Raw genomic sequence first — 19,868 nt, forward strand, 5'->3', positions numbered from 1 at the left:
GGGCCGGGGGCGTGGGCCCCGGGGCGGGGCGGGGCGATCGGTCGGTCGGTCGGTCGGTCGCGGGAGTGTGCCTTCGTCCGGTGGCGGGTCCGGTCGGTCGGAGGGGCCGGTCAGGGGAGAAGCCGTTGTTCCTTGGCGACGGCGACGGCGCCCGCCCGGGTGTCCACGCCGAGCTTCTCGTAGATCCGGCCCAGGTGCGTCTTGACGGTGGCTTCGCTGATGAAGAGGGCTCGGGCGATGTCGCGGTTGCCGAGGCCCTGTGACAGCTGGCCCAGGATGTCGCGTTCGCGTCCGGTCAGGGCGGGCCGGGGGCTGCGCATGCGGGCCATGACCCGGCTGGCGACCGGTGGGGAGAGGGTGGTGCGGCCCTGCGCGGCGGCACGGATGGCGCCGAAGAGCTCCTCCGGGCGTTCGGCCTTCAGCAGGTAGCCGGTGGCTCCCGCCTCGATGGCGCGGGTGATGTCGGCGTCGGTGTCGTAGGTGGTGAGGACGAGGACGTGGCCGGTCCCGGCGGCCGCGATGCGGCGGGTGGCTTCGACGCCGTCGATGCCGGGGCCCAGCTGGAGGTCCATGAGGACGACGTCGGGGCCGATCCTGGCGGCGAGGGCGACGGCCTCCTCGCCGCTGCCCGCCTCGCCCACCACCTCGATGTCGGGTTCGCCGCCGAGGAGGGCGAGCAGGCCGGCCCGTACGACGGCGTGGTCGTCGCAGAGCAGGATCCGTACGGGCGGAGTCATGCGTGTTCCTCCGGGGTGGGCGGTGCGGGGGGATGGGGCAGGGGCACGGCGGCGGACAGGACCGTGCCCTCGCCGGGGGCCGACTCGACGGTCAGGGTGCCGCCGAGCTGCTGGACGCGGGCCCGCATCGCCGGCAGTCCGTGACCGCGTACGCCCTCGGGCGGGCGGGGTACCGGCCGGCCGGGGCTGAACCCGTGGCCGTTGTCGGCGATGTCGAGGACGACGCGGTCGTCGAGGTGGGTCAGGGACAGGGCGGCGACGGTGGCCCGCGCGTGTTCGGTGACGTTCGCGAGGGCGCCCTGCGCGATCCGCAGCAGCGCCGACTGCACCCGGTCGGGGAGCGGGGCGGCCGGGACGCCCTCCACATGGCAGCGGACGGTGAGGGCGCCGCCTGCCTGGGCGGTCTCCCGGGCCGCGAGTGTGCGCAGCGCCGCTTCCAGTCCCCCGCCGTCGGCCAGGTCGGCCGGGGCGAGGTCGTGCACGAAGCGGCGGGCCTCGGCGAGGCTGCGCTCCGCGATGCCGGTCGCCGTCAGGACGTGCTGCCGCGCGGTGGCCGGGTCGGTGTCCCAGGAGCGGTCGGCTGCCTGGAGCAGCATCTGCTGGCTGGAGAGGCCCTGGGCCAGGGTGTCGTGGATCTCCATGGAGAGCCGCTGGCGTTCGGCGAGGGTCCCTTCGCGGCGTTCGGTGGCGGCCAGTTCCCGCCGGGTGCGCAGGAGGTCGTCGATCAGTCCGCGCCGGCGGGCCGCCAGGTCGCGCTGGCGGGCGGCCTGGCGCTGCATGTGCACGAGGACGGCGGTGGCGACGGCGGCTACCGCGGGCGGGGCGAGGACGAGGTTGGGGTCGAAGCCCGTCGCGAGCCGCAGCTGTGCGGCGACGACGAACAGGGTGAGCAGGGCGACGAGTGCCAGGGCTGCGCGCGGCGGCAGGATCCGCAGACCCGTGTAGAAGAGGGGGACGGCGCACCAGGCGAAGCTCGGAGCGAGGACGACCAGGACCATCCACACCGCGACGAGGGCCCCGAGCCAGGTCAGCCGGCGGGGTGTGGGCCGGGAGCCGAGTACGGGGCCGAGGAGGTACAGCACGGCGAGCAGGGCCGACAGCGCGATGATCCAGGGGGTGCGGCTCTCGCCGGGGTGGCGCATCAGGAACCGCGTGAGCGAGGCGCCGAGCAGCAGGAAGAACGCGGCGTGCATGAGGAAGGCCAGCCACCGGGCGTCCGGGTCGCCGGTCGTGTCCGCCCGGCCGGGGCCGCCGAGCCCTTCCGCCGGGTCCATCGCGTCCATCGGGTCCGCCGGGGCCGGGTCGCCCGGTGTCCCGGGGCTCACCGGAGCCCGGGACGGGCCCGTCGGCGTCGTCCGCTCCCCGTCCGGCTCGGTTCCGTCCCGCCGCACTGCGTACCCCGTGCTCTCTCGGTCAAGGCCTGCGCTTCCGCAGCACCGCGCGGCTGCTGACCTGCGCGGACACCCCATGGTCGCCCCCGGGGGCCACCTGCGCATCAACCGTTCGGCTGACGGGGCCGTCAGCCGACGCGGGTGCGCCGCGAAGCCGGTACGCCGATGCCACGGGCCCGGGTCCGGCCGGAGGATCGGTACCGGAAGCCGAACGGTTCGAGGCCGAGCCGACACACACCTTACGGAGACCCCATGAAGAAGATGTCGCTGCGCACCCGTGTCCTGACCGGTGCCGTCGCCGCCGCGGCGCTCGGCGCCGGTACCTTCGGCACGATGTCCGCGAACGCGTCCGCCCCGGCCGCCGCGCCCGCCGCCGCCGTGAAGGCCGACGCCTCCGACCGGAATCTCCAGCAGTCCACCCATCTGACCGTCGCCGCCGCCACCAAGGCCGCGCAGGCCGCCCTGGACGCCGCGAAGAGGGAGAACCAGCGCGTCTCGGTGGCCGTCGTGGACCGCAACGGGAACACCCTGGTCACCCTGCGCGGTGACGGGGCGGGCCCGCAGTCCCCCGAGTCGGCCGTGAAGAAGGCGTACACCGCCGTCTCCTGGAACACGCCCACCTCCGAGCTGGTCAAGCGTCTGGAGCAGGCCCCGAACCTGAAGGACATCCCCGGCACGCTGTTCCTGGCGGGCGGCTCGCCCGTGCAGGCCAAGGGTGCTCCGGTGGCGGGGATCGGCGTCGCGGGGGCGCCGAGTGGCGCCCTCGACGAGAAGTTCGCCGCGGCGGGCGTCGCGGCCGTCTCCAGGTAGCGGCCCGGTGCCGCCCGCCGGGCGGCCGGGAAGGGCGGCGACAAAAGGGCGCGGCGAAGAGGGGCAGCAGGGTGGGCGGACGCGCGGGAGCGCCACCGCGCGTCCCCGGGGCCGGCGCGCCTCCCTAGGATCGGCGGGGTGGACCAGCAGACATCAGCAGCGGGACGCCGCACCGTGCCCGGCGCCGCCCTGCTGGTGGCGGCCGGGCTCACCCTGGTCGCGGGCTGCTCGGCGGACCCGGGCGGGAGCGCGGGGACACCGGGCGCCGCCGGGGTGCGCGACCCGTACTTCCCCCGGCTCGGCAACGGCGGCTACGACGTCACGCACTACGACCTGGCCCTGGACGTCGACTCCACGGGGTCGCGGCTGAGCGGTACGGCCGTGATCACCGCCCGGGCCACCCAGGACCTCAGTGCCTTCAACCTGGATCTCGCCGGGCTGGAGGTCCGGTCGGCGACCGTCGAGGGCCGGCCGGCCGCCGTGAACCGGGCGGGTCCGGAGCTGACCCTGCGGCCGGACCGGGGGGTCGCCGGGAGTCTCCGTGAGGGCGGCACGTTCCGCACGGTCGTGCGGTACGCGGGCTCGCCCCGCACCGTGACCGACGCGGACGGCTCCGAGGAGGGCTGGCTGCGGACCGCCGACGGGGCGGTCGCGCTGGGCGAGCCGGCCGGTTCGACGGCGTGGTTCCCGGGGAACCACCATCCGGGCGACAAGGCCTCCTACGACATCAGGGTCACCGTCCCCGAAGGACGGAGCGCCGTCTCCAACGGTGAGCTGGTGTCACGGCGTACGAGCGGCGGGCGCACGGCGTTCCACTGGCGTACGCGCGCACCCATGGCCAGCTATCTCGCGACCGTCGCGGTCGGCCGCTACACGGTGCGCGAGACGGTCACCGGGGACGGTCTGCCGGTGGTCACCGCCGTCGCCCCGGAGGTGGCCGGAGCGAGCGCCGGGGTGCTGGCCCGGATCCCGGAGGTCATCGCGTGGGCGGAGGAGCGGTTCGGCCCGTACCCCTTCTCCTCGGCCGGGGCGGTCGTGGGCCGTCGCGGTGACGCGGGGTACGCGCTGGAGACCCAGACCAGACCGTTCTTCCCGGGCCCGCCGGACACGGGGCTGCTCGTCCATGAGCTCGCCCACCAGTGGTTCGGCGACTCGGTCACGCCGGCGAGCTGGCGGGACATGTGGCTCAACGAGGGCTTCGCGACGTACGCGGAATGGCTGTGGGACGCGGACCACGGGGGCGCGCCCGTGGCGGAGAGCTTCGGGAAGGCCTACGCGGACGAGGCGAACTGGGCTTTCCCCGCGTCCCGTCCGCCGGGCGCCGCCGACCTGTCCCGGCCTCCGGTGTACGGGCGGGGCGCGATGGTCGTCCACCGGATCCGGCAGGAGATGGACGACGACGAGGCCTTCTTCGGACTCCTCAGGGGCTGGCCGGCGGAGTACCGGCACGGCAACGCCTCGACGGCCGATTTCACCGCGTACGCGGAGAGGAGGTCGGGCCTCGATCTGACGGAGCTGTGGGAGACGTGGCTCGACGGCGGGAGCCGGCCGCCCGTCGGCTGACCGGCTCCCCGTGCCCTCCGGGGTCACTTGGCGTGGACGCCGGCCCAGGCGGTCCGGACGGCGGCGAGTTCGGCGCTGCCGGCCACGAACAGGCCGGTGGCGGACTTCCCGGTCGCGACGGGGGCTCCCGCCGATGAGGTGGTCACCGTGGCCGGCGGAGGCGCCGAGGGTGGGACGCGAACGCGCGGGAGCCCCCGGCCGGCCGAAGCCGGACGGGGGCTCCCGGTGAGGAACCGTCAGGTCAGAGGTTGACGCCGAAGTCCTGGGCGATGCCGCGCAGACCCGAGGCGTAACCCTGGCCGACCGCGCGGAACTTCCACTCGGCGCCGTTGCGGTAGAGCTCGCCGAAGACCATGGCGGTCTCGGTGGCGGCGTCCTCGCTCAGGTCGTAGCGGGCGATCTCGGTGCCGCCGGCCTGGTTGATGATGCGGATGAAGGCGTTCCGCACCTGGCCGAAGTTCTGGCTGCGGGCCTCGGCGTCGTAGATGGAGACCGGGAAGACGATCTTGTCGATGTCCGCCGGGAGGCCCGCGAGGTTGACGTTGATCTGCTCGTCGTCGCCCTCGCCCTGACCCGTGACGTTGTCACCGGTGTGGACGATGGTCTGGTCGGGCGTCGCCTTGTTGTTGAAGAAGACGAAGTGGCCGTCGGAGTAGACCTTGCCGGCGTTGTTGACCGCGATCGCCGAGGCGTCGAGGTCGAAGTCGGTGCCGGTGGTGGTGCGGACGTCCCAGCCGAGGCCGACCGTGACGGCGGTCAGGCCCGGGGCCTCCTTGGTGAGCGAGACGTTGCCGCCCTTGGACAGGCTTACAGCCATGGGAAGTCCCTTTCCTCGTCATGTGCGGGCTTCGTGCCATCACGAAAGCTACCGTCACCCGTCCTAACGCAGACAAGAGACCACGAGGTTCCTGCCCGCTTTACTTTCTTTGCCGGACTTCTGGCCGAACGCTCGCAAAACAAGGTGACGAACCGGCCGTGAGCCGGGGAACATGGGTGTCATGTCCGGGCCCTATGTCATCCGCGGTTCGGTCTCCCTGCCGGAGGCCGAGCTCATGTGGCGTTTCTCGCGGTCCTCGGGGCCCGGCGGGCAGCACGTCAACACGAGCGACTCCCAGGTGGAGCTCCGCTTCGACCTGGCGGCGACCGACTCGCTGCCCGAGGTGTGGAAGGCCCGCGCGCTCGACCGCCTGTCGGGCCGGCTGGCCGGCGGTGTGGTGTCGGTGCGGGCCTCGGAGCACCGCTCCCAGTGGCGCAACCGCGAGACGGCCGCCGTGCGGCTCGCCGCGCTCCTGGCCGAGGCCACGGCGCCGCCCCCGAAGCCGCGCCTCAAGAAGAAGATCCCGCGCGGCATCAACGAACGCCGGCTCCGCGAGAAGAAGCAGCGGGGCGACACGAAGCGCGGACGTTCCGGCCGCGACTGGTAGGCCGCCCGGCGCGCGGTCAGCCCAGGTGCCGGTAGCGGCCCTTGAAGTAGGTCAGGGGCTCGCCGTCGGTGTCCGGCAGCGACGCGGTCAGCACCCGTCCGATCACCAGCGTGTGGTCGCCGGCCTGGACGCGCTGTTCCGTGCGGCACTCCAGGGTGGCCAGCGCGCCGCCCACCAGGGGCGCCCCGGTGACCTCGCCCCGTATGAGGGGGATGTCCGCGAACAGCAGCCGGTCGCTGATGCGGCCCTTCATGGCGAACCGTCCGGCGATCTGCCGCTGGTCCTGCGTCAGGACCGACACCGCCCACAACGGCTGTTCGGCCAGCAGGTCGTCCATGCGGGAGTCGTTGCGCAGGCTCACCATGACCAGCGGCGGGTCCAGGGAGACCGACATGAAGGCGGTCGCCGTCATCCCGACGTCCTCGCCCCGGCCGTGCTCGTCGAGCGGCGGCTCCTGGGCGGTGATCAGCACCACGCCGGCGGCCAGGCGGGACAGGGCGGCACGGAATTCGTCGTTGCTCACCCCCTCAGGATGGGGGACGGCTTCGGGGCGCGGGGCGTGGGGAGTCTTCTGCGGCACATCCGGCACGGTAGTGCCGCCGGGCGAGGCGCCGCATCGGGCCAGAGGACCAGCCGGGTCCTAGGACCCCGGAACCACACGCGCCGATTTGCGTACGGAAAACACCAGGTGCCCCGGAAGATGCCCGGGGGCACACGTCACCACCTGTTGTGACTTGAGTCACAGAGAGCAATATTTGTTGACCCTGTGTACCGGGTGCACAGCTCACTGTGATTCAGTGGCCGTGACAGTGCAACAAGTACGTCGATATGAAACCTGGAGTTGCTGTCGAGGTCTCGGGGAGTGCGAGCAATGGAGGCCGAGTCGGAGCCGTACGTCCGTCTTGCGACCATGCGGCAGTTGCACCAGGCCGTCGCTGATCTCAACACGGCACGGAGCCTGGCGGACACACTGCAGTCCGTGGCCGACGGCATCGTCACGGGCCTCGGTTACGAGCTGGGCTGCGTGAACCTCGTCCGCCCCGACGGTGATCTCGTGGTCGCCGCGTTCGCCGGCAACAGCGCCGCCGAAGCCCTGATCACCGGCCGTGTGGGCTCCCGTGTGTCCTGGGACCGCAGGCTGTCGATGGGTGAGGCTTGGGACGAGCTCCGGTTCATACCCCACACCGAGGGCTGGGTGCTCCTCGACGACGACGTCCCCCAGTGGCACACCGAGGGGCCGGAGCCCCGCTTCGAGGACGAGTGGCACCCCCTGGACCGCCTCTACGCCCCCATGTACGCCTCCGGCGGAGGTCTGGACCTCCTGGGCGTCATCTCGGTCGACAGGCCGCGCAACGGCCGCCGGCCCGGCGCCTGGGGCCGTGAGGCCCTCCAGATGTACGCCTCCCAGGCAGCCATTGCGATCAGTAACGCTCGCCTCCGAGCAAACATGCAGCGAGCCCTGGTCAGGCTCGAGCGCGAACAGCAGGCGCTGCGGGCCAGTGAGGAATCCTTCCGCCAGGCGTTCGAGTACGCCCCCAGCGGCATGGCCATCGCCGAGATGGGCGGTGACCAGCACGGCAGGCTGCTGCGCACCAACGACGCGCTCTGCCGGCTCCTGGGGCGCCCCGCCTCCGTCCTGCGCCGCTACTCCTTCGCCGACCTGGTGCACCCCGAGGACATCGGGACCCTGCTCCGCACGTCCGCCGAGGGCGGGCGGGCGGAGCTGCGGCTGGGGCGCAGGGACGGCACCTACCTCTGGGTCTCCCTGCGGAACTCCGTCGTCGCCGACACCACCGACGGTCCGCGTTTCCTGCTCACCCACGTCGAGGACATCGAGGAGCGCAAGCGCAACGAGCTGAATCTCGCACACCGTGCCTCCCACGACGCGCTGACCGGCCTGCCCAACAGTGCCGAGCTGCGCTCCCGGCTCAGCGCGCGGCTGTGTGAGAGGCCTCACTCGCTCACCTCCACCGCGATCGAGGCGCTGGACGCGGCGTACGGCGATGTCGACGGCCCGGCGCACGGCTACCGGATGGACGGGTACGAGGGGGAGGTCGCGCCCGGCGTCGGCCCCTACGACCACCACGTGCACATCGAGGCGCCCGACCCGGAGCACGACGACGGGACCAAAGGGCTCGCCGTCCTCTTCTGCGACCTCGACGGCTTCAAGTCCATCAACGACCGCTTCGGGCACCACGCGGGTGACGCGGTTCTCATCGAGGTCGCCCGGCGGCTCACGACCTGCGTACGGGACGGTGACACCGTCGCGCGGCTCGGGGGTGACGAATTCGTCGTCCTCGCGGACGGCCTCGGGGCCGCAGATGCCGCGGATCTGGCCGTACGCTTGCGTAACGCCATCATTCCGCCCATCAGGGTGGACGGCCGGGCAGTCAGGGTCGGGGCGAGTTTCGGTATCGGCTGGGCCGAGTGCGGCATGACGGACGAAGAGGTCCTGCACTCCGCCGACCAGCGGATGTACGTGGAAAAGCGGTCCCGGTCGAAGGTTCACCGCAGAGCCGGCTGACGTTCACGCCCTGGCTGTTCCCGTACCCCGCCCGGTTTTCCGGGGGACCGAGGGCAATTCGACGCGTGCTCCGTTCGGGGTAGGCTCGGCCGGTCGGCGACGGCTGGCGACATGGTGAGGAGTGACCCAGGGATGACGGCCGGAAACAACGGCGCGAGCAAGCCCGAGGACGACGATCCGTTCGGCTATCTGTACGCGGACGGGCAGGCGGCAGGCGCACAGCCGCCCGGGCAGGGTGGTTACGGCTACCCCGGTCCGGCAGCGCAGCCCGGCGTGCCCAGAACGTCGTACAACCAGGTGCGGACGGTCGGTGAGCGCCAGTACGGGCAGGTCCCGCCGCAGCAGGCCTACGGCCAGCAGCCGCAGTACGGCCAGCAGCCCCAGTACGGCCAGCCGAACCCGCAGTACGCGGCGCCGGAGACCTACCCCGGCGGCGCGGTGACCGCGCAGCACGGGTCGGTGCCGAGCGGCGGCGGCAGGAACGGCGGCCCCGGCCGTGGCGGTCCGAACACGAAGGCGCTGCTGATCGCGGCCGTCGCCGTGGTCGCGGTGGTGCTCGTCGGTATCGGCGCCGCGTTGATGACGGGCGACGACGGCGAGGGCAAGAAGGACGAGGCCGGTGCCTCGGCGGGTCCGGCCGGCGAGGTCGAGGAGTCCCCGAAGCCCGAGAAGTCCACGAAGCCGTCCCAGGAGCCCGTCGAGCTGCCCGAGCAGGACGCGGCGACGCTGACGCTCGGGGGCACGGCCTCCCTGGACAACACGGTCAAGGGCGCCAAGAGCGCGAACGGCCAGTACATCAGCCTCAACGAGGTCGGCCGCTCGGCCACCTGGACGGTCGAAGTGCCGGAGAGCGGGGCGTACACGCTGTACGTGACGTACGGCGTGCCGGGGAAGGACGCCAAGACGTCCCTCACGGTCAACGACGAGGACCCCCGCTCCATCAACATGAAGAACTTCGCGAAGGCGGCGGAGGGCGACCTGGAGAAGGGCTGGACGAGGACGTACGCGTACGTCCAGCTCCAGAAGGGGTCGAACAAGCTGATGCTGTCGTGCAACGAGGGCGACTCGTGTGACGCCAACCTCGACCAGCTGTCGCTGAAGTCGGGCCACGTCAAGAGCTGACCCGCCGTCGCGGGAGCACCGCACCGCACCACCGTCGTCCCGGTCATCGCCCAGCGAGCCGGGACGCGGTGGTTTCCGGGGGCGCCCCGCCGGTCGGGGGCCGGTTCAGGCGGCCGGGGCCTGCTGTTCCACGGTGACGCGGGTCAGCAGGTCCTCGTAGGCGGCCCGGTCGAACTCGCCGGCCGCCGGGGCCATCACGGTCGCCGTCGACAGGGCGACCGCGCGTGCCAGCCGGTCCGGCCAGTCCAGTCCTTCGGCGAGGGCGGAGAGCAGTCCGGCGACCGCGGAGTCGCCCGCGCCCGTCGGGTTGCCCCGCACGGTGGACGGCGGTGCGGCCCGCCAGATCCCCTCGGGGGTGACGGCGAGGAGCCCGTCCGCGCCCAGCGACGCGACGACGCCGCGTGCGCCGCGGCGGCGGGCGTCCCGGGTGGCGCGCAGCGGATCGCGGGCGCCGGTGAGCCGGGCGAGCTCGTCGGCGTTCGGTTTGACGAGGTCGGGCCGGGCGGCGACCCCGCGGCGCAGGGGTTCGCCGTCGGTGTCCAGGAGGACGGGTACGCCGGCCGTTCGGGTGAGCCGCACGAGGTCCGCGTACGCGCCGACGTGGATCCCGGGAGGGAGGCTGCCGCAGAGGGCGACGGCCTCGGCTCCGGGGAGCAGGTCACGGAACGTCCGGAGGAAGGCCGCCCACTCGTCGGCGCCTATCTGCGGGCCCGGCTCGTTCAGCTGGGTGGTGTCACCGCCGGAGCGGTCGACGACGGCGACGGTGCGGCGGGTGTTCCCCGCGACGGTGACGAGCGCGTCGGCGGGGCGGTGGGGGAGGGCGCCGAGGAGTTCGCGCAGGACGGCCCCGGTGGTGCCGCCCGCGAAGCCGGTGACGACGGTGTCGTGGCCGAGCGCGGAGAGTACCCGGGCCACGTTGACACCCTTGCCGCCCGGGCGTTCGGTCACGTCGTGGACGCGGTGGCTGGTCCGTGGGACGAGGGCGGGGACGGTGTACGTCAGGTCGAGTGCCGTGTTCAGCGTGACGGTCAGTATCACCTGCACCGGCCCCCGGTTCCTTGGTCGTCCGTTCCCGCGCCGTCTCCCTCGCGGCGCTGACCTGGTGATCATGCCAAAGAGGCGGCGGCCGTCCCAGGTCTCCGGGACAACCGCCGTCTCTTCGTTACGTGTTCAACAGGGCGCCGGCAAGTGGCGCGCCGTCACCCGAGGCGGGGCTCGACGATCCACTCGCCCCGGCGCATGACGCCCTTGAGCGTGAAGTCCGCGTCCAGGACCACGAGGTCGGCGTCCTTGCCCGGGTCCAGCGAGCCGACCCTGTCGTACAGGCCGAGGAGTCTGGCCGGGTTGGCGGAGATGGACCTGACGACGTCCTCGACGGGGATCCTGTCGAGCGTCACGGCCCGGCGGAACGCGGTGTCCAGGGTGAGGGTGGAGCCGGCGATGGAGCCGCCCTCCACGAGGCGTGCGACCCCGTCCCTGACCTCGACGGCGAGCGGCCCGAGCTCGTAGTGGCCGTCGCCCGAACCGGCCGCGTCCATGGCGTCCGTGATCAGGGCGACCCGGTCGGCGCCGGCGTGGTGGTAGGCGAGCTCCAGGGCGGCGGGGTGCAGGTGCGTGCCGTCGTTGATCAGCTCGACGGTGACCCGCTCGTCCTCCAGGAGGGCGGCGACGGGGCCCGGGGCGCGGTGGCCGATGGCGGGCATCGCGTTGAAGAGGTGCGTGGCGACGGTGGCGCCCGCGTCGATCGCCTCCACGGTCTGCTCGTACGTCGCGTCCGTGTGGCCGACGGCGGCGATCACCCCGTGCTCGGCGAGCAGCCGTACGGACTCGATGCCGCCCGGGAGTTCGGTGGCGAGGGTGACCATCCGGGCGCTGCCGCGGGCCGCGTCGAGCAGCTTGCGGACCTCGGCGGGGTCGGGGTCGCGGAGCAGTTCCTCGCTGTGGGCGCCCTTGCGGCAGGGGGAGATGAAGGGGCCCTCGAAGTGGATCCCGGCGAGTTCGCCCTGCTCGACCAGTTCGGAGAGCATCCCGGCCTGGCGGGCCAGGAAGTCCATGTCGCCGGTGACGGTGGAGGCGACGACGGTCGTCGTGCCGTGTTCGCGGTGTGTCCGGGCCCCGGCCAGGACGTCCTCGGCGGTGCCGGTGGCGAAGGAGGCGCCGCCGCCGCCGTGGTTGTGGATGTCGACGAATCCGGGGACCACCCAGTGGCCCGAGAGGTCGACGGTCCGGGCGCCGTCCGTCGTGCTGCCGGCGATCCGGGTGCCCTCGACGATCACCCGGCCGTTCTCGACGGTGCCGGTGGGAAGAACCACCCGGGCCCCTGCGAGAACCGTGCTGTCTGCGCGTCCGGCCATCAGGCGGATACCTCCGTGGAGAGTAGATCCCAGGCGAGCAGCCCTGCGCCCAGGCATCCGGCGGTGTCCCCGAGGGCCGCCGGGACGATGTGGGGCAGCTTCTGGAACGTGACCCGTTCCTCGACGGCCGCACGCAGTGGTGTGAACAAGGTTTCCCCCGCCTCGGCGAGACCGCCACCGATGATGAGCGTGCGGGGGTCCAGCAGAGTGAGCGCGATGACCAGGCCCGCGGCCAGCGCGTCGACGGCGTCCTGCCACACGCGCAGTGCCGCCCGGTCGCCCGAGGCGACGGCTTTCGCGCAGTCCGCGGCGTCCGCACCGGGGTCGCCGGACGCGGTGGCCCAGGCCCTGGACACGGCGGCGGCCGAGGCGAGGGTCTCCAGGCAGCCGCGCTGCCCGCAGCCGCAGTCCGGGCCGTCGGGCCGGACGACGATGTGGCCGATCTCGCCGGCGTAGCCGTGGGCGCCCGCCTCGATGGTGCCCGCGATGCCGATGGCGCCCGCGATGCCCGTGCCCAGCGGCACGAACAGGAAGCGGTCCGCGCCCTTGCCGGCGCCGATCCGCCCTTCGGCGAGTCCGCCGGTCCTGACGTCGTGGCCGAGCGCGACCGGTATGCCGCCGAGCCGCTCGCCGAGCAGCTTCCGCAGGGGCACGTCGCGCCAGCCGAGGTTGGCGGCGTAGACAGCGACCCCGCGTTCCGTGTCGATGATGCCGGGGACGGCCACCCCGGCGGCGACGGCGCCTTCGCCGAAGTGCTCCTCGCCGTAGGCGCGCAGATCCGCGGCGAAGCCCAGGATCGTCTCCACGACGGCTTCGGCGCCGCGGTCCCTGCCGGTGGCCCGGCGCGCCTCGTGGAGCAGGGTGCCGTCGGCCCCGACCAGAGCGGCCTTCATTCCTGTGCCGCCCACATCGAGGGCGATGACGTGTCTCACGAAGACAGTTTCGCCCGACGACCCCTAAAAGGTCTAGTCCACTATCGAGGTTTGTTGACCACCCATACAAAACGGTCCTGCTAGATTGCCGAATCGATACACCGGTGGTGTAGACCTCCGTGTGGACGTGAGGCAGTAACGCGGGTCCGTCGCCGCAGCGACGGCGCCCGCGCCGATCGATGTAGGGATGGACAGGGCTGTGCAGCGGCGCTTTGTGGGTCTGACCGCGGTGGTGGCCGCACTCGGTATGACGGTGACGTTGTCGGGGTGCGGTTCGGACACCGGAGGTGGCGACGTCACCCTGCGGCTGGTCGCGGCCGACTACGGGACCGGTCCGGAGAACAGCTCCCAGAAGTACTGGGACGACGTCGCCGAGAAGTTCGAGAAGGCCAACCCCTCCATCGACGTCGAGGTCAGCGTCTACTCCTGGAAGGACGTCGACCGCGAGGTCGCCGAGATGGTGAAGGCCGGCAACGCCCCCGACATCGCGCAGATCGGGGCGTACGCCGACTACGCGGAGGCGGGCAAGCTCTACACCGCCGACGAGATGATCGCCATCCGCACGGGATCCAACTTCCTGCCCTCGCTCACCGACGCGGGCGAGGTCGACGGCGATCTGTACGGCCTCCCGTTCGTGGCGAGCACCCGGCTCCTCTTCTACAACAAGGGCCTGTTCGCCAAGGCGGGCCTCGGTGCCCCGCAGACCTGGGACGACATCCGCAGCGACGCCACCGCTCTCAAGCGGCGCGGGGTGACCTACCCCTTCGCCCTGCCGCTCGGCCAGGAGGAGTCGCAGGCCGAGACCCTGATGTGGCTGCTCAGCGGAGGCGGCAACTACACGGACGAGCTCGGCAACTACGACATCGACTCGCCGGCCAACATAGCCACCTTCCAGTGGCTGAAGAACAACCTCGTGGGCAAGGGCCTCACCGGCCCCGTCGCCCCCGGGAAGCTCGACCGGGCGAAGGCCTTCGACGCGTTCACCGAGGGCGAGGTGGGCATGCTCAACGGCCACCCGACGCTGATGCAGGAGGCCGAGAAGAAGGGCGTCGAGGTCGGCATGGTGCCGCTGCCCGGGATCGACGGGCCGACCAAGGGCTCGATGGGCGTGGCCGACTGGATGATGGGCTTCAAGCAGAACGGCCACCGGGTGGAGACGGGCAAGTTCCTCGACTTCGCCTACAAGGACGAGAACGTGCTGGCCTTCGCCGACCAGTACGACCTGCTGCCCGTGACCAGGAGCGCGTCCGACGCGATGGCGGCCGACAGCAAGCACGAGTCGCTGCACGAGTTCCTGACGGCGCTGCCGAACTCGCAGCTGTACCCGTTCGGCAAGACCTCGTGGGCCCAGGCCAGCGAGGAGATCAAGAAGAAGATCGGCACGGCCGTCGAACCCGGCGGCAGCCCGGAGGGCGTCCTCGTGGAGATCGCGTCCCTGGCCCGGCAGGCGGAGAGCGCGGAGTAGGTAGGTTGGTCGGTATGACCGCCGATCCCGCTTCCCCCCTCACCGGCCAGGAACGCGCGGTGCTGGCCATGGAGCGGCGCTCCTGGCCGGGACCGGGCGCGAAGGAACGTGCGGTGCGGGAGGAGCTCGGCATCTCGCCGGTCCGCTACTACCAGCTGCTCAACGCGCTCCTGGACGACCGTCGCGCGCTGGAGGAGGACCCGGTCACGGTGAACCGCCTGCGCCGGGTCCGCGAAGCGAGGCGCGGACGCCGCTGAGGGCCGGTCCTGCCCGCCGGCGCCCCGGGGCCGGTTCCCGGCCCCGCCACGGGCCCCGGTGACCGATAGGCTCGGACCATGGGAAATCCGGCACACCCCCTCCCGACCCCGTCCACCCAGGCCGGCCGCGAAGGCCTCGCCGCACTCCTCGCCCGCCCGTCCCGCGCCGTCGTCGCGCTCGACTTCGACGGCACGCTCGCGGACATCGTCCCGGACCCGGAGCAGTCCCGCGCCCACCCCTCCGTCGTCCCGGCCCTCTCCGCGCTGGCGCCCCGGATCGCCGCCGTCGCCGTGATCACCGGGCGTCCCGCCGAGACCGCCGTGCGGTACGGCGGCTTCACCGGAGCGCCGGGCCTGGGCCACCTCGTCGTCCTCGGGCACTACGGCGCCGAACGCTGGGACGCCGCCACCGGGACCGTGCACGCCCCCGCGCCGGACCCCGGAGTGGAAGCCGCCGGGGCGGAGCTTCCCTCCGTGCTGAAAGGCGTCGGCACCGGTACGGACAGCGGCATCTGGATCGAGGAGAAGGGCCGCGCGGTCGCCGTCCACACCCGCAGGGCCGCCGACCCGCAGGCCGCCTTCGACGCGCTGCGGACCCCGCTGGCCGGTCTCGCGGCACGCCACGGCCTGATCGTCGAACCGGGCCGCATGGTCCTGGAACTGCGTCCGCCCGGCGTCGACAAGGGCGTGGCCCTGGAGGAGTACGTGAAGGAGGCCGGCGCGGACACGGTGCTGTACGCCGGCGACGACCTCGGCGACCTCGCCGCGTACGCCGCCGTGGAGAAGCTCCGCGAGAGCGGCACCGCCGGCCTGCTGGTGTGCAGCGGCACCGCGGTCCCCGAACTCGCGGAACGGGCCGACCTGGTGCTGCCCGGCCCGGCGGCGGTGGCGGAGCTGCTCCACTCCCTGGCGCGGCGGCTCAGCCGGGGCTAGGCGTCTCCTTCAGCGCGTCCAGCTGGTCGAGGAACCACTGCTGCGGCGGCAGGGCGGTCGCCGCGGCGGCGAGGCGCTTCGTGCGGGCGCCGCGCTCGTCGGCGTCCATCGTGAGCGCCTCGTGCAGGGCCGTCGCCGTGGCCGAGACGTCGTACGGGTTGACCACGACCGCGTCCTCGCCCAGCTCCTCGTAGGCTCCCGCCTCCCGGGAGAGCACCAGCGCGCAGCCGTGGTCCGAGACGACCGGGACCTCCTTGGCGACCAGGTTCATGCCGTCCCGGATCGGGTTGACCAGGGCCACGTCCGCCAGCCGGTACGCCGCCAGGGAGCGGGCGAAGTCGTCGTCGACGTGGAGCAGGACCGGCGTCCAGTCGGCCGTGCCGTACTCCGCGTTGACGGCGTCGGCGACCCGCTGGACCTCCGCCGTGTAGTCGCGGTAGACCGCGAGGTCCTGTCGCGAGGGGTAGGCGAACGCGATGTGCACCACGCGCCCGCGCCATTCCGGGCGCTCCTCCAGCAGCGCGCGGTAGGCGTGCAGCCCGCGGACGATGTTCTTGGAGAGCTCCGTGCGGTCCACCCGGACGATGGTGCGCCGGTCCGCGCCCACCTGCTCGCGCAGGAGCTCCATGCGCTCGTCGACGTCCGCCTCGCGGGAGCGGCGGCGCAGGAAGTCGGCGTCGGCGCCCAGCCCGTGCACCCCGATCCGGGTGCGGCCGGTGCCGCCCAGGATCTCCGTGCAGCAGCCGATGAAGGCGTCCGCCCAGCGGCGGGTCAGGAACGCGGCGCGGTCGGCGCCCAGGATGCCGTTGAGCAACTGCTCGCCGATGTCGTCGGGCAGGAGGCGGAAGTAGTCGACGGGGGCCCAGGGGGTGTGCGAGAAGTGCCCGATCCGCAGGTCGGGACGGAGTTCGCGCAGTATGCCGGGGACCAGGGAGAGGTGGTAGTCCTGCACCAGGACGGCGGCGCCCTCGGCCGCCTCCTGGGCGAGTGCTTCCGCGAAGGCCCGGTTGTAGGTCTCGTAGGAGGCCCACTGCCGGCGGAACTCCGCGTCGAAGACGGGCTCCAGCGGTGTCTGGTAGATCATGTGGTGGACGAACCACAGCACGGAGTTCGCGATGCCGTTGTACGCGTCCGCGTGGACCCCGGCGTCGATGTCGAGCATCCGGACGCCGGGCTCGGACACCCCGCGCCGGACCGCCTCGCGGTCGCCGTCGCTGAGGGCGGCGCACACCCACAGCTTGTCGTCGACGGCGCTGAGGCCGGAGACGAGCCCGCCTCCGCCCCGTTTCGAGTCGAGCGTGCCGTCCTCCCGCAGTGCGTACGACACCGGACCGCGGTTGGACGCGACGAGGACCTGGGCAGCGTGCTCGGAGACCATGTACTCGAACCTAGCCCGTTCGGGGAGCCTGCAAACGTGCGGTGCGCCCGGAGCCCCGCACGAGGAGCCGTCACGCCGCTCTGCGGGAGGCGTACTCCTCGATGTCCCGCATCGGCGGCCTCTCGTCGGTGTCCACCGCGTGGGTGAGCGGGACGAAGCCGCCGTCACCCCGCTCGAACTGGGTGATCTCGGGCCTCACGAGCGGCCCCCGGGAGAGCCTCAGCTGCGCGGTGCGGTAGATCGTGGCCGCCATCCGGCCGAGGGCCTGGCCGTCCTGGTGGCGGTGTTTGCGTACGCCCACGTCGACCTGCGCCAGGGCGTCCAGGCCGACCGTGTGCAGCGCGTCGACGAGCAGGCCGAGCTCCACGCCGTAACCGACGGGGAAGGGGAGCTGCTCCAGCAGGGAGCGCCGGACCGCGTACTCGCCGCCCAGCGGCTGGACGAAGCCGGCCAGGAGCGGCCAGTGGAGGTTGAGCAGCGGGCGCGCCACCAGCTCGGTCACCCGGCCGCCCTGGCCTGCCGCTTCGCCGAGCGGCCGGTCGTACATGGCCTTCACGAACTGCACCGAGGGGTCGGTCAGCAGCGGTCCGACGATCCCGGAGACGAAGTCCGCCGAGAACTCCCTGAGGTCCGCGTCGACGAAGCAGACGATGTCCCCGCTGGTCACGAGCAGCGAGCGCCACAGGACCTCGCCCTTGCCCGGCACGGTGGGGATCCTGGGGAGGATCGCGTCCCGGTGCACGACCCGGGCGCCTGCCCGCCGCGCCTCCCCGGCGGTGCCGTCGGTCGAACCCGAGTCGATCACCACCAGCTCGTCGACGAGCGGGACCTTCTCCATCAGCTCGCGACGGATCTCCGCGACGATCGCGCCGACCGTGGCCTCCTCGTTCAGCGCGGGCAGGACGACGCTCACGCGTGAGCGGTGCGGATCCCTGGCCCGAGCGGCCGTGAGCCGGTCGAGCGAGCGGTCGGCAGCTGACCAGGAACGCCTGGTCAGCCAGCATTCCACCTCTTCCAGCACGGTCGGTACTCCCTGTATGTGATCCATCTCGCGGTTCGGACGACTGTCTCGACCGTCAGGTGCTTCGGTTACAGTCTTGAACAACGCGGACGACTCTCGCATCTCGGGGTCCGCCTGCGGATAAACGCCCGGATCCCTGGTCCGGTGCCATAGCGCTCATCCAGAGGGACTGAGGGAACGGCCCGTTGAAGTCCCGGCAACCCTCCTGCCGACCGCGAGGTCACGGTGGGGAAGGTGCCAATTCCGTCTTGCGGCGAAATACGTCTCAAGGAAGATGAGGAGAAAGGGCCTCCGCCATCATGGCCGTGCAGACAGTTGCAGCGAACACCAATTCTTCCGCCGTGGACCTCGGTCCCGCCGCGGCGCTTTCCTGCCGCGAATGCGGCGAGCGTTTCGAGCTCGGCCCCATTTTCGCCTGTGCGTCCTGTTTCGGGCCGCTCGAAGTGGCCTACGACCTGCCGAGCGGCTCACCCGAAGAGCTGAAGAAGCGCATCGCCGAAGGCCCCGACAACATCTGGCGATACGCGCCGCTGCTGCCCGTCCCCTCGGATGTCGCGGACAAGCCCAACATCAACCCCGGTTTCACGAAGCTGGTCAAGGCGGACAACCTCGCCCGCGAGCTGGGCGTGACCGGCGGCCTGTACGTCAAGGACGACTCCGGCAACCCGACGCACTCCTTCAAGGACCGCGTCGTCGCCATCGCCGTCGAGGCGGCCCGCGCGTTCGGGTTCACCACCCTCTCCTGCTCCTCCACCGGCAACCTCGCCGGTGCGGTGGGCGCCGCCGCGGCCCGCGCCGGCTTCCGTTCCTGCGTGTTCATCCCGCACGACCTGGAGCAGGGCAAGGTCGTCATGGCCGCGGTCTACGGCGGCGAACTGGTCGGCATCGAGGGCAACTACGACGACGTCAACCGCTTCTGCTCGGAGCTCATCGGTGACCCGCTCGGCGAGGGCTGGGGCTTCGTCAACGTCAACCTGCGGCCGTACTACGGCGAGGGCTCCAAGACCCTGGCCTACGAGATCTGCGAGCAGCTGGGCTGGCGGCTGCCCGACCAGCTGGTCATCCCGATCGCGTCCGGATCGCAGCTCACGAAGATCGACAAGGGCCTGCAGGAGCTGATCAAGCTCGGGCTCGTCGAGGACAAGCCGTACAAGATCTTCGGCGCCCAGGCCGAGGGGTGCTCGCCGGTCTCCACCGCCTTCAAGGCCGGTCACGACGTCGTGCGTCCGCAGAAGCCGAACACCATCGCCAAGTCCCTGGCGATCGGCAACCCGGCCGACGGCCCGTACGTCCTGGACATCGCCCGCCGCACCGGTGGTGCCGTGGAGGACGTCAACGACGAGCAGGTCGTCGACGCGATCAAGCTGCTGGCCCGCACCGAGGGCATCTTCGCCGAGACCGCGGGCGGGGTGACGGTCGGTGTGACGAAGAAGCTGATCGACGCCGGGCTGCTCGACCCGACCCTGACCACCGTCGTCCTGAACACCGGCGACGGGCTCAAGACGCTCGACGCGGTCGCTCCCACGACCGGCCTGTCGGCGACGATCCGGCCCAGCCTGGACGCGTTCCGCGACGCGGGCCTCGCCGCCGCCAACTGACCACCCGAGACCGAAGGAAGGCACCCACATGAGCGTCAAGGTCCGTATCCCCACCATCCTCCGCACCTACACGGGCGGTCAGGCCGAGGTCCCGGCCGAGGGTGCGACCCTCTCCGAGGTCATCGCGTCTCTGGAGCAGAACCACCCGGGCATCGGTGCCCGCGTCCTGGACGACCAGGGCAAGCTGCGCCGCTTCGTCAACGTGTACGTCAACGACGACGACGTGCGCTTCGAGGGCGGTCTGGACGCGGTGACCCCGGACGGCGCGGGCGTCTCGATCATCCCGGCCGTCGCCGGAGGCTGACCGGACACGGGCCGGCTGCCCGGACGCGAGGACTGTCCCGTCATCCCGGGCGGGC

The 19,868-nt window shown here is 72.2% G+C and carries 20 protein-coding genes and 1 riboswitch; of the genes, 10 read left to right on the forward strand and 10 right to left on the reverse strand.

The window, feature by feature from the left end; genetic code table 11:
• Positions 1–110: 110 nt before the first annotated feature.
• Both ACHFIV_RS00745 and ACHFIV_RS00750 read right to left on the reverse strand, forming a co-directional pair.
• On the reverse strand, positions 111–737 hold the full coding sequence (locus tag ACHFIV_RS00745) for a response regulator (protein WP_398961955.1): 627 nt from the start codon (positions 735–737) through the stop codon (positions 111–113).
• Positions 734–2,020, reverse strand: coding sequence for a sensor histidine kinase (locus ACHFIV_RS00750; RefSeq protein WP_398962356.1), 1,287 nt, complete (start codon positions 2,018–2,020; stop codon positions 734–736). Before ACHFIV_RS00750 ends, ACHFIV_RS00745 begins: the two co-directional genes overlap by 4 nt.
• 360 nt (positions 2,021–2,380) lie before the next feature.
• On the opposite strand from ACHFIV_RS00750, the gene ACHFIV_RS00755 reads away from it, so the two are divergent.
• Together ACHFIV_RS00755 and ACHFIV_RS00760 are read left to right on the forward strand one after the other, a co-directional pair.
• Positions 2,381–2,938, forward strand: coding sequence for a heme-binding protein (locus ACHFIV_RS00755; protein ID WP_398961958.1), 558 nt, complete (start codon positions 2,381–2,383; stop codon positions 2,936–2,938).
• A 138-nt stretch (positions 2,939–3,076) separates the two neighbouring features.
• On the forward strand, positions 3,077–4,501 hold the full coding sequence (locus ACHFIV_RS00760) for a M1 family metallopeptidase (RefSeq protein WP_398961961.1): 1,425 nt from the start codon (positions 3,077–3,079) through the stop codon (positions 4,499–4,501).
• A gap of 23 nt (positions 4,502–4,524) precedes the next feature.
• Here ACHFIV_RS00760 and ACHFIV_RS00765 read toward each other — a convergent pair whose 3' ends face one another.
• Complete coding sequence (locus tag ACHFIV_RS00765; protein WP_398961963.1) at positions 4,525–4,647, reverse strand: hypothetical protein; 123 nt, start codon at positions 4,645–4,647, stop codon at positions 4,525–4,527.
• 95 nt (positions 4,648–4,742) lie between these two features.
• A complete protein-coding gene (locus ACHFIV_RS00770; RefSeq protein WP_103516378.1) occupies positions 4,743–5,318 on the reverse strand; it encodes a TerD family protein in 576 nt (191 codons plus the stop codon).
• A gap of 172 nt (positions 5,319–5,490) precedes the next feature.
• Between ACHFIV_RS00770 and arfB the strand changes: the two genes are divergently transcribed.
• Entirely contained in the window at positions 5,491–5,925 is a 435-nt protein-coding gene (arfB, locus tag ACHFIV_RS00775; RefSeq protein ID WP_398961966.1) for an alternative ribosome rescue aminoacyl-tRNA hydrolase ArfB, read from the forward strand.
• Between the two features lie 16 nt (positions 5,926–5,941).
• On the opposite strand, the gene ACHFIV_RS00780 is transcribed toward arfB, so the two are convergent.
• Complete coding sequence (locus ACHFIV_RS00780; RefSeq protein WP_398961968.1) at positions 5,942–6,448, reverse strand: flavin reductase family protein; 507 nt, start codon at positions 6,446–6,448, stop codon at positions 5,942–5,944.
• A 348-nt stretch (positions 6,449–6,796) separates the two neighbouring features.
• On the opposite strand from ACHFIV_RS00780, the gene cdgB reads away from it, so the two are divergent.
• Positions 6,797–8,449 carry a diguanylate cyclase CdgB gene (gene cdgB, locus ACHFIV_RS00785; protein ID WP_398961971.1) on the forward strand — a complete coding sequence of 551 codons (1,653 nt, stop codon included), beginning with the start codon at positions 6,797–6,799 and terminating at the stop codon, positions 8,447–8,449.
• A 132-nt stretch (positions 8,450–8,581) separates the two neighbouring features.
• Positions 8,582–9,571, forward strand: a complete 990-nt coding sequence (locus ACHFIV_RS00790) for a carbohydrate-binding protein (RefSeq protein ID WP_398961974.1) — start codon at positions 8,582–8,584, stop codon at positions 9,569–9,571.
• A 105-nt stretch (positions 9,572–9,676) separates the two neighbouring features.
• Here ACHFIV_RS00790 and ACHFIV_RS00795 read toward each other — a convergent pair whose 3' ends face one another.
• The 3 genes from ACHFIV_RS00795 to ACHFIV_RS00805 all read right to left on the reverse strand — a co-directional run bounded on the left by ACHFIV_RS00795 (position 9,677) and on the right by ACHFIV_RS00805 (position 12,818).
• Entirely contained in the window at positions 9,677–10,609 is a 933-nt protein-coding gene (locus ACHFIV_RS00795) for a 1-phosphofructokinase family hexose kinase (protein WP_398962359.1), read from the reverse strand.
• Positions 10,610–10,770: 161 nt separating this feature from the next.
• On the reverse strand, positions 10,771–11,925 hold the full coding sequence (gene nagA, locus ACHFIV_RS00800; RefSeq protein WP_398961977.1) for an N-acetylglucosamine-6-phosphate deacetylase: 1,155 nt from the start codon (positions 11,923–11,925) through the stop codon (positions 10,771–10,773).
• The gene (locus ACHFIV_RS00805) at positions 11,925–12,818 is read right to left on the reverse strand and encodes an ROK family protein (RefSeq protein WP_398962362.1); all 894 of its coding nucleotides are present in this window, start codon (positions 12,816–12,818) and stop codon (positions 11,925–11,927) included. The genes nagA and ACHFIV_RS00805 overlap by 1 nt, the downstream gene beginning before the upstream one ends.
• A 226-nt stretch (positions 12,819–13,044) precedes the next feature.
• Between ACHFIV_RS00805 and ACHFIV_RS00810 the strand changes: the two genes are divergently transcribed.
• From ACHFIV_RS00810 to otsB, 3 genes are all read left to right on the forward strand, one after another.
• Positions 13,045–14,322: an ABC transporter substrate-binding protein gene (locus tag ACHFIV_RS00810; RefSeq protein ID WP_398961979.1), complete on the forward strand. Its 1,278-nt coding sequence runs from the start codon at positions 13,045–13,047 to the stop codon at positions 14,320–14,322.
• Between the two features lie 14 nt (positions 14,323–14,336).
• Positions 14,337–14,579 carry a DUF3263 domain-containing protein gene (locus ACHFIV_RS00815; RefSeq protein WP_398961982.1) on the forward strand — a complete coding sequence of 81 codons (243 nt, stop codon included), beginning with the start codon at positions 14,337–14,339 and terminating at the stop codon, positions 14,577–14,579.
• A 78-nt stretch (positions 14,580–14,657) separates the two neighbouring features.
• Positions 14,658–15,512 carry a trehalose-phosphatase gene (gene otsB, locus ACHFIV_RS00820; protein WP_398961985.1) on the forward strand — a complete coding sequence of 285 codons (855 nt, stop codon included), beginning with the start codon at positions 14,658–14,660 and terminating at the stop codon, positions 15,510–15,512.
• Here otsB and ACHFIV_RS00825 read toward each other — a convergent pair.
• The gene (locus ACHFIV_RS00825; protein ID WP_398961987.1) at positions 15,499–16,890 is read right to left on the reverse strand and encodes a trehalose-6-phosphate synthase; all 1,392 of its coding nucleotides are present in this window, start codon (positions 16,888–16,890) and stop codon (positions 15,499–15,501) included. The two genes, otsB and ACHFIV_RS00825, sit on opposite strands and share 14 nt — an antisense overlap.
• A 70-nt stretch (positions 16,891–16,960) precedes the next feature.
• On the reverse strand, positions 16,961–17,911 hold the full coding sequence (locus tag ACHFIV_RS00830) for a glucosyl-3-phosphoglycerate synthase (protein WP_398961990.1): 951 nt from the start codon (positions 17,909–17,911) through the stop codon (positions 16,961–16,963).
• Between the two features lie 153 nt (positions 17,912–18,064).
• A riboswitch (SAM riboswitch) is annotated at positions 18,065–18,192 on the forward strand.
• An 18-nt stretch (positions 18,193–18,210) separates the two neighbouring features.
• Here ACHFIV_RS00830 and thrC point away from each other — a divergent pair.
• Together thrC and ACHFIV_RS00840 are read left to right on the forward strand one after the other, a co-directional pair.
• Positions 18,211–19,509 (forward strand): threonine synthase, encoded by a 1,299-nt coding sequence (gene thrC, locus ACHFIV_RS00835; RefSeq protein WP_398961993.1) that lies wholly within the window; start codon positions 18,211–18,213, stop codon positions 19,507–19,509.
• A 28-nt stretch (positions 19,510–19,537) separates the two neighbouring features.
• Positions 19,538–19,813: a MoaD/ThiS family protein gene (locus ACHFIV_RS00840; protein WP_099174090.1), complete on the forward strand. Its 276-nt coding sequence runs from the start codon at positions 19,538–19,540 to the stop codon at positions 19,811–19,813.
• Positions 19,814–19,868: the final 55 nt, after the last annotated feature.

It is taken from the genome of Streptomyces sp. ALB3 (assembly GCF_044385685.1).
Taxonomy (GTDB): domain Bacteria; phylum Actinomycetota; class Actinomycetes; order Streptomycetales; family Streptomycetaceae; genus Streptomyces.

What these genes read in the sequence shown, in the direction of transcription:
- nagA (WP_398961977.1), bottom strand. Translation starts at nt 11,925, where the DNA reads ATGGCCGGACGCGCAGACAGCACGGTTCTCGCAGGGGCCCGGGTGGTT.
- ACHFIV_RS00815 (WP_398961982.1), top strand. Translation starts at nt 14,337, where the DNA reads ATGACCGCCGATCCCGCTTCCCCCCTCACCGGCCAGGAACGCGCGGTG.
- ACHFIV_RS00790 (WP_398961974.1), top strand. Translation starts at nt 8,582, where the DNA reads ATGACGGCCGGAAACAACGGCGCGAGCAAGCCCGAGGACGACGATCCG.
- ACHFIV_RS00745 (WP_398961955.1), bottom strand. Translation starts at nt 737, where the DNA reads ATGACTCCGCCCGTACGGATCCTGCTCTGCGACGACCACGCCGTCGTA.
- otsB (WP_398961985.1), top strand. Translation starts at nt 14,658, where the DNA reads ATGGGAAATCCGGCACACCCCCTCCCGACCCCGTCCACCCAGGCCGGC.
- ACHFIV_RS00840 (WP_099174090.1), top strand. Translation starts at nt 19,538, where the DNA reads ATGAGCGTCAAGGTCCGTATCCCCACCATCCTCCGCACCTACACGGGC.
- ACHFIV_RS00750 (WP_398962356.1), bottom strand. Translation starts at nt 2,020, where the DNA reads ATGGACGCGATGGACCCGGCGGAAGGGCTCGGCGGCCCCGGCCGGGCG.
- ACHFIV_RS00825 (WP_398961987.1), bottom strand. Translation starts at nt 16,890, where the DNA reads ATGGTCTCCGAGCACGCTGCCCAGGTCCTCGTCGCGTCCAACCGCGGT.
- ACHFIV_RS00755 (WP_398961958.1), top strand. Translation starts at nt 2,381, where the DNA reads ATGAAGAAGATGTCGCTGCGCACCCGTGTCCTGACCGGTGCCGTCGCC.
- thrC (WP_398961993.1), top strand. Translation starts at nt 18,211, where the DNA reads ATGGCCGTGCAGACAGTTGCAGCGAACACCAATTCTTCCGCCGTGGAC.
- ACHFIV_RS00810 (WP_398961979.1), top strand. Translation starts at nt 13,045, where the DNA reads ATGGACAGGGCTGTGCAGCGGCGCTTTGTGGGTCTGACCGCGGTGGTG.
- cdgB (WP_398961971.1), top strand. Translation starts at nt 6,797, where the DNA reads ATGGAGGCCGAGTCGGAGCCGTACGTCCGTCTTGCGACCATGCGGCAG.
- ACHFIV_RS00770 (WP_103516378.1), bottom strand. Translation starts at nt 5,318, where the DNA reads ATGGCTGTAAGCCTGTCCAAGGGCGGCAACGTCTCGCTCACCAAGGAG.
- ACHFIV_RS00805 (WP_398962362.1), bottom strand. Translation starts at nt 12,818, where the DNA reads ATGAAGGCCGCTCTGGTCGGGGCCGACGGCACCCTGCTCCACGAGGCG.
- arfB (WP_398961966.1), top strand. Translation starts at nt 5,491, where the DNA reads ATGGGTGTCATGTCCGGGCCCTATGTCATCCGCGGTTCGGTCTCCCTG.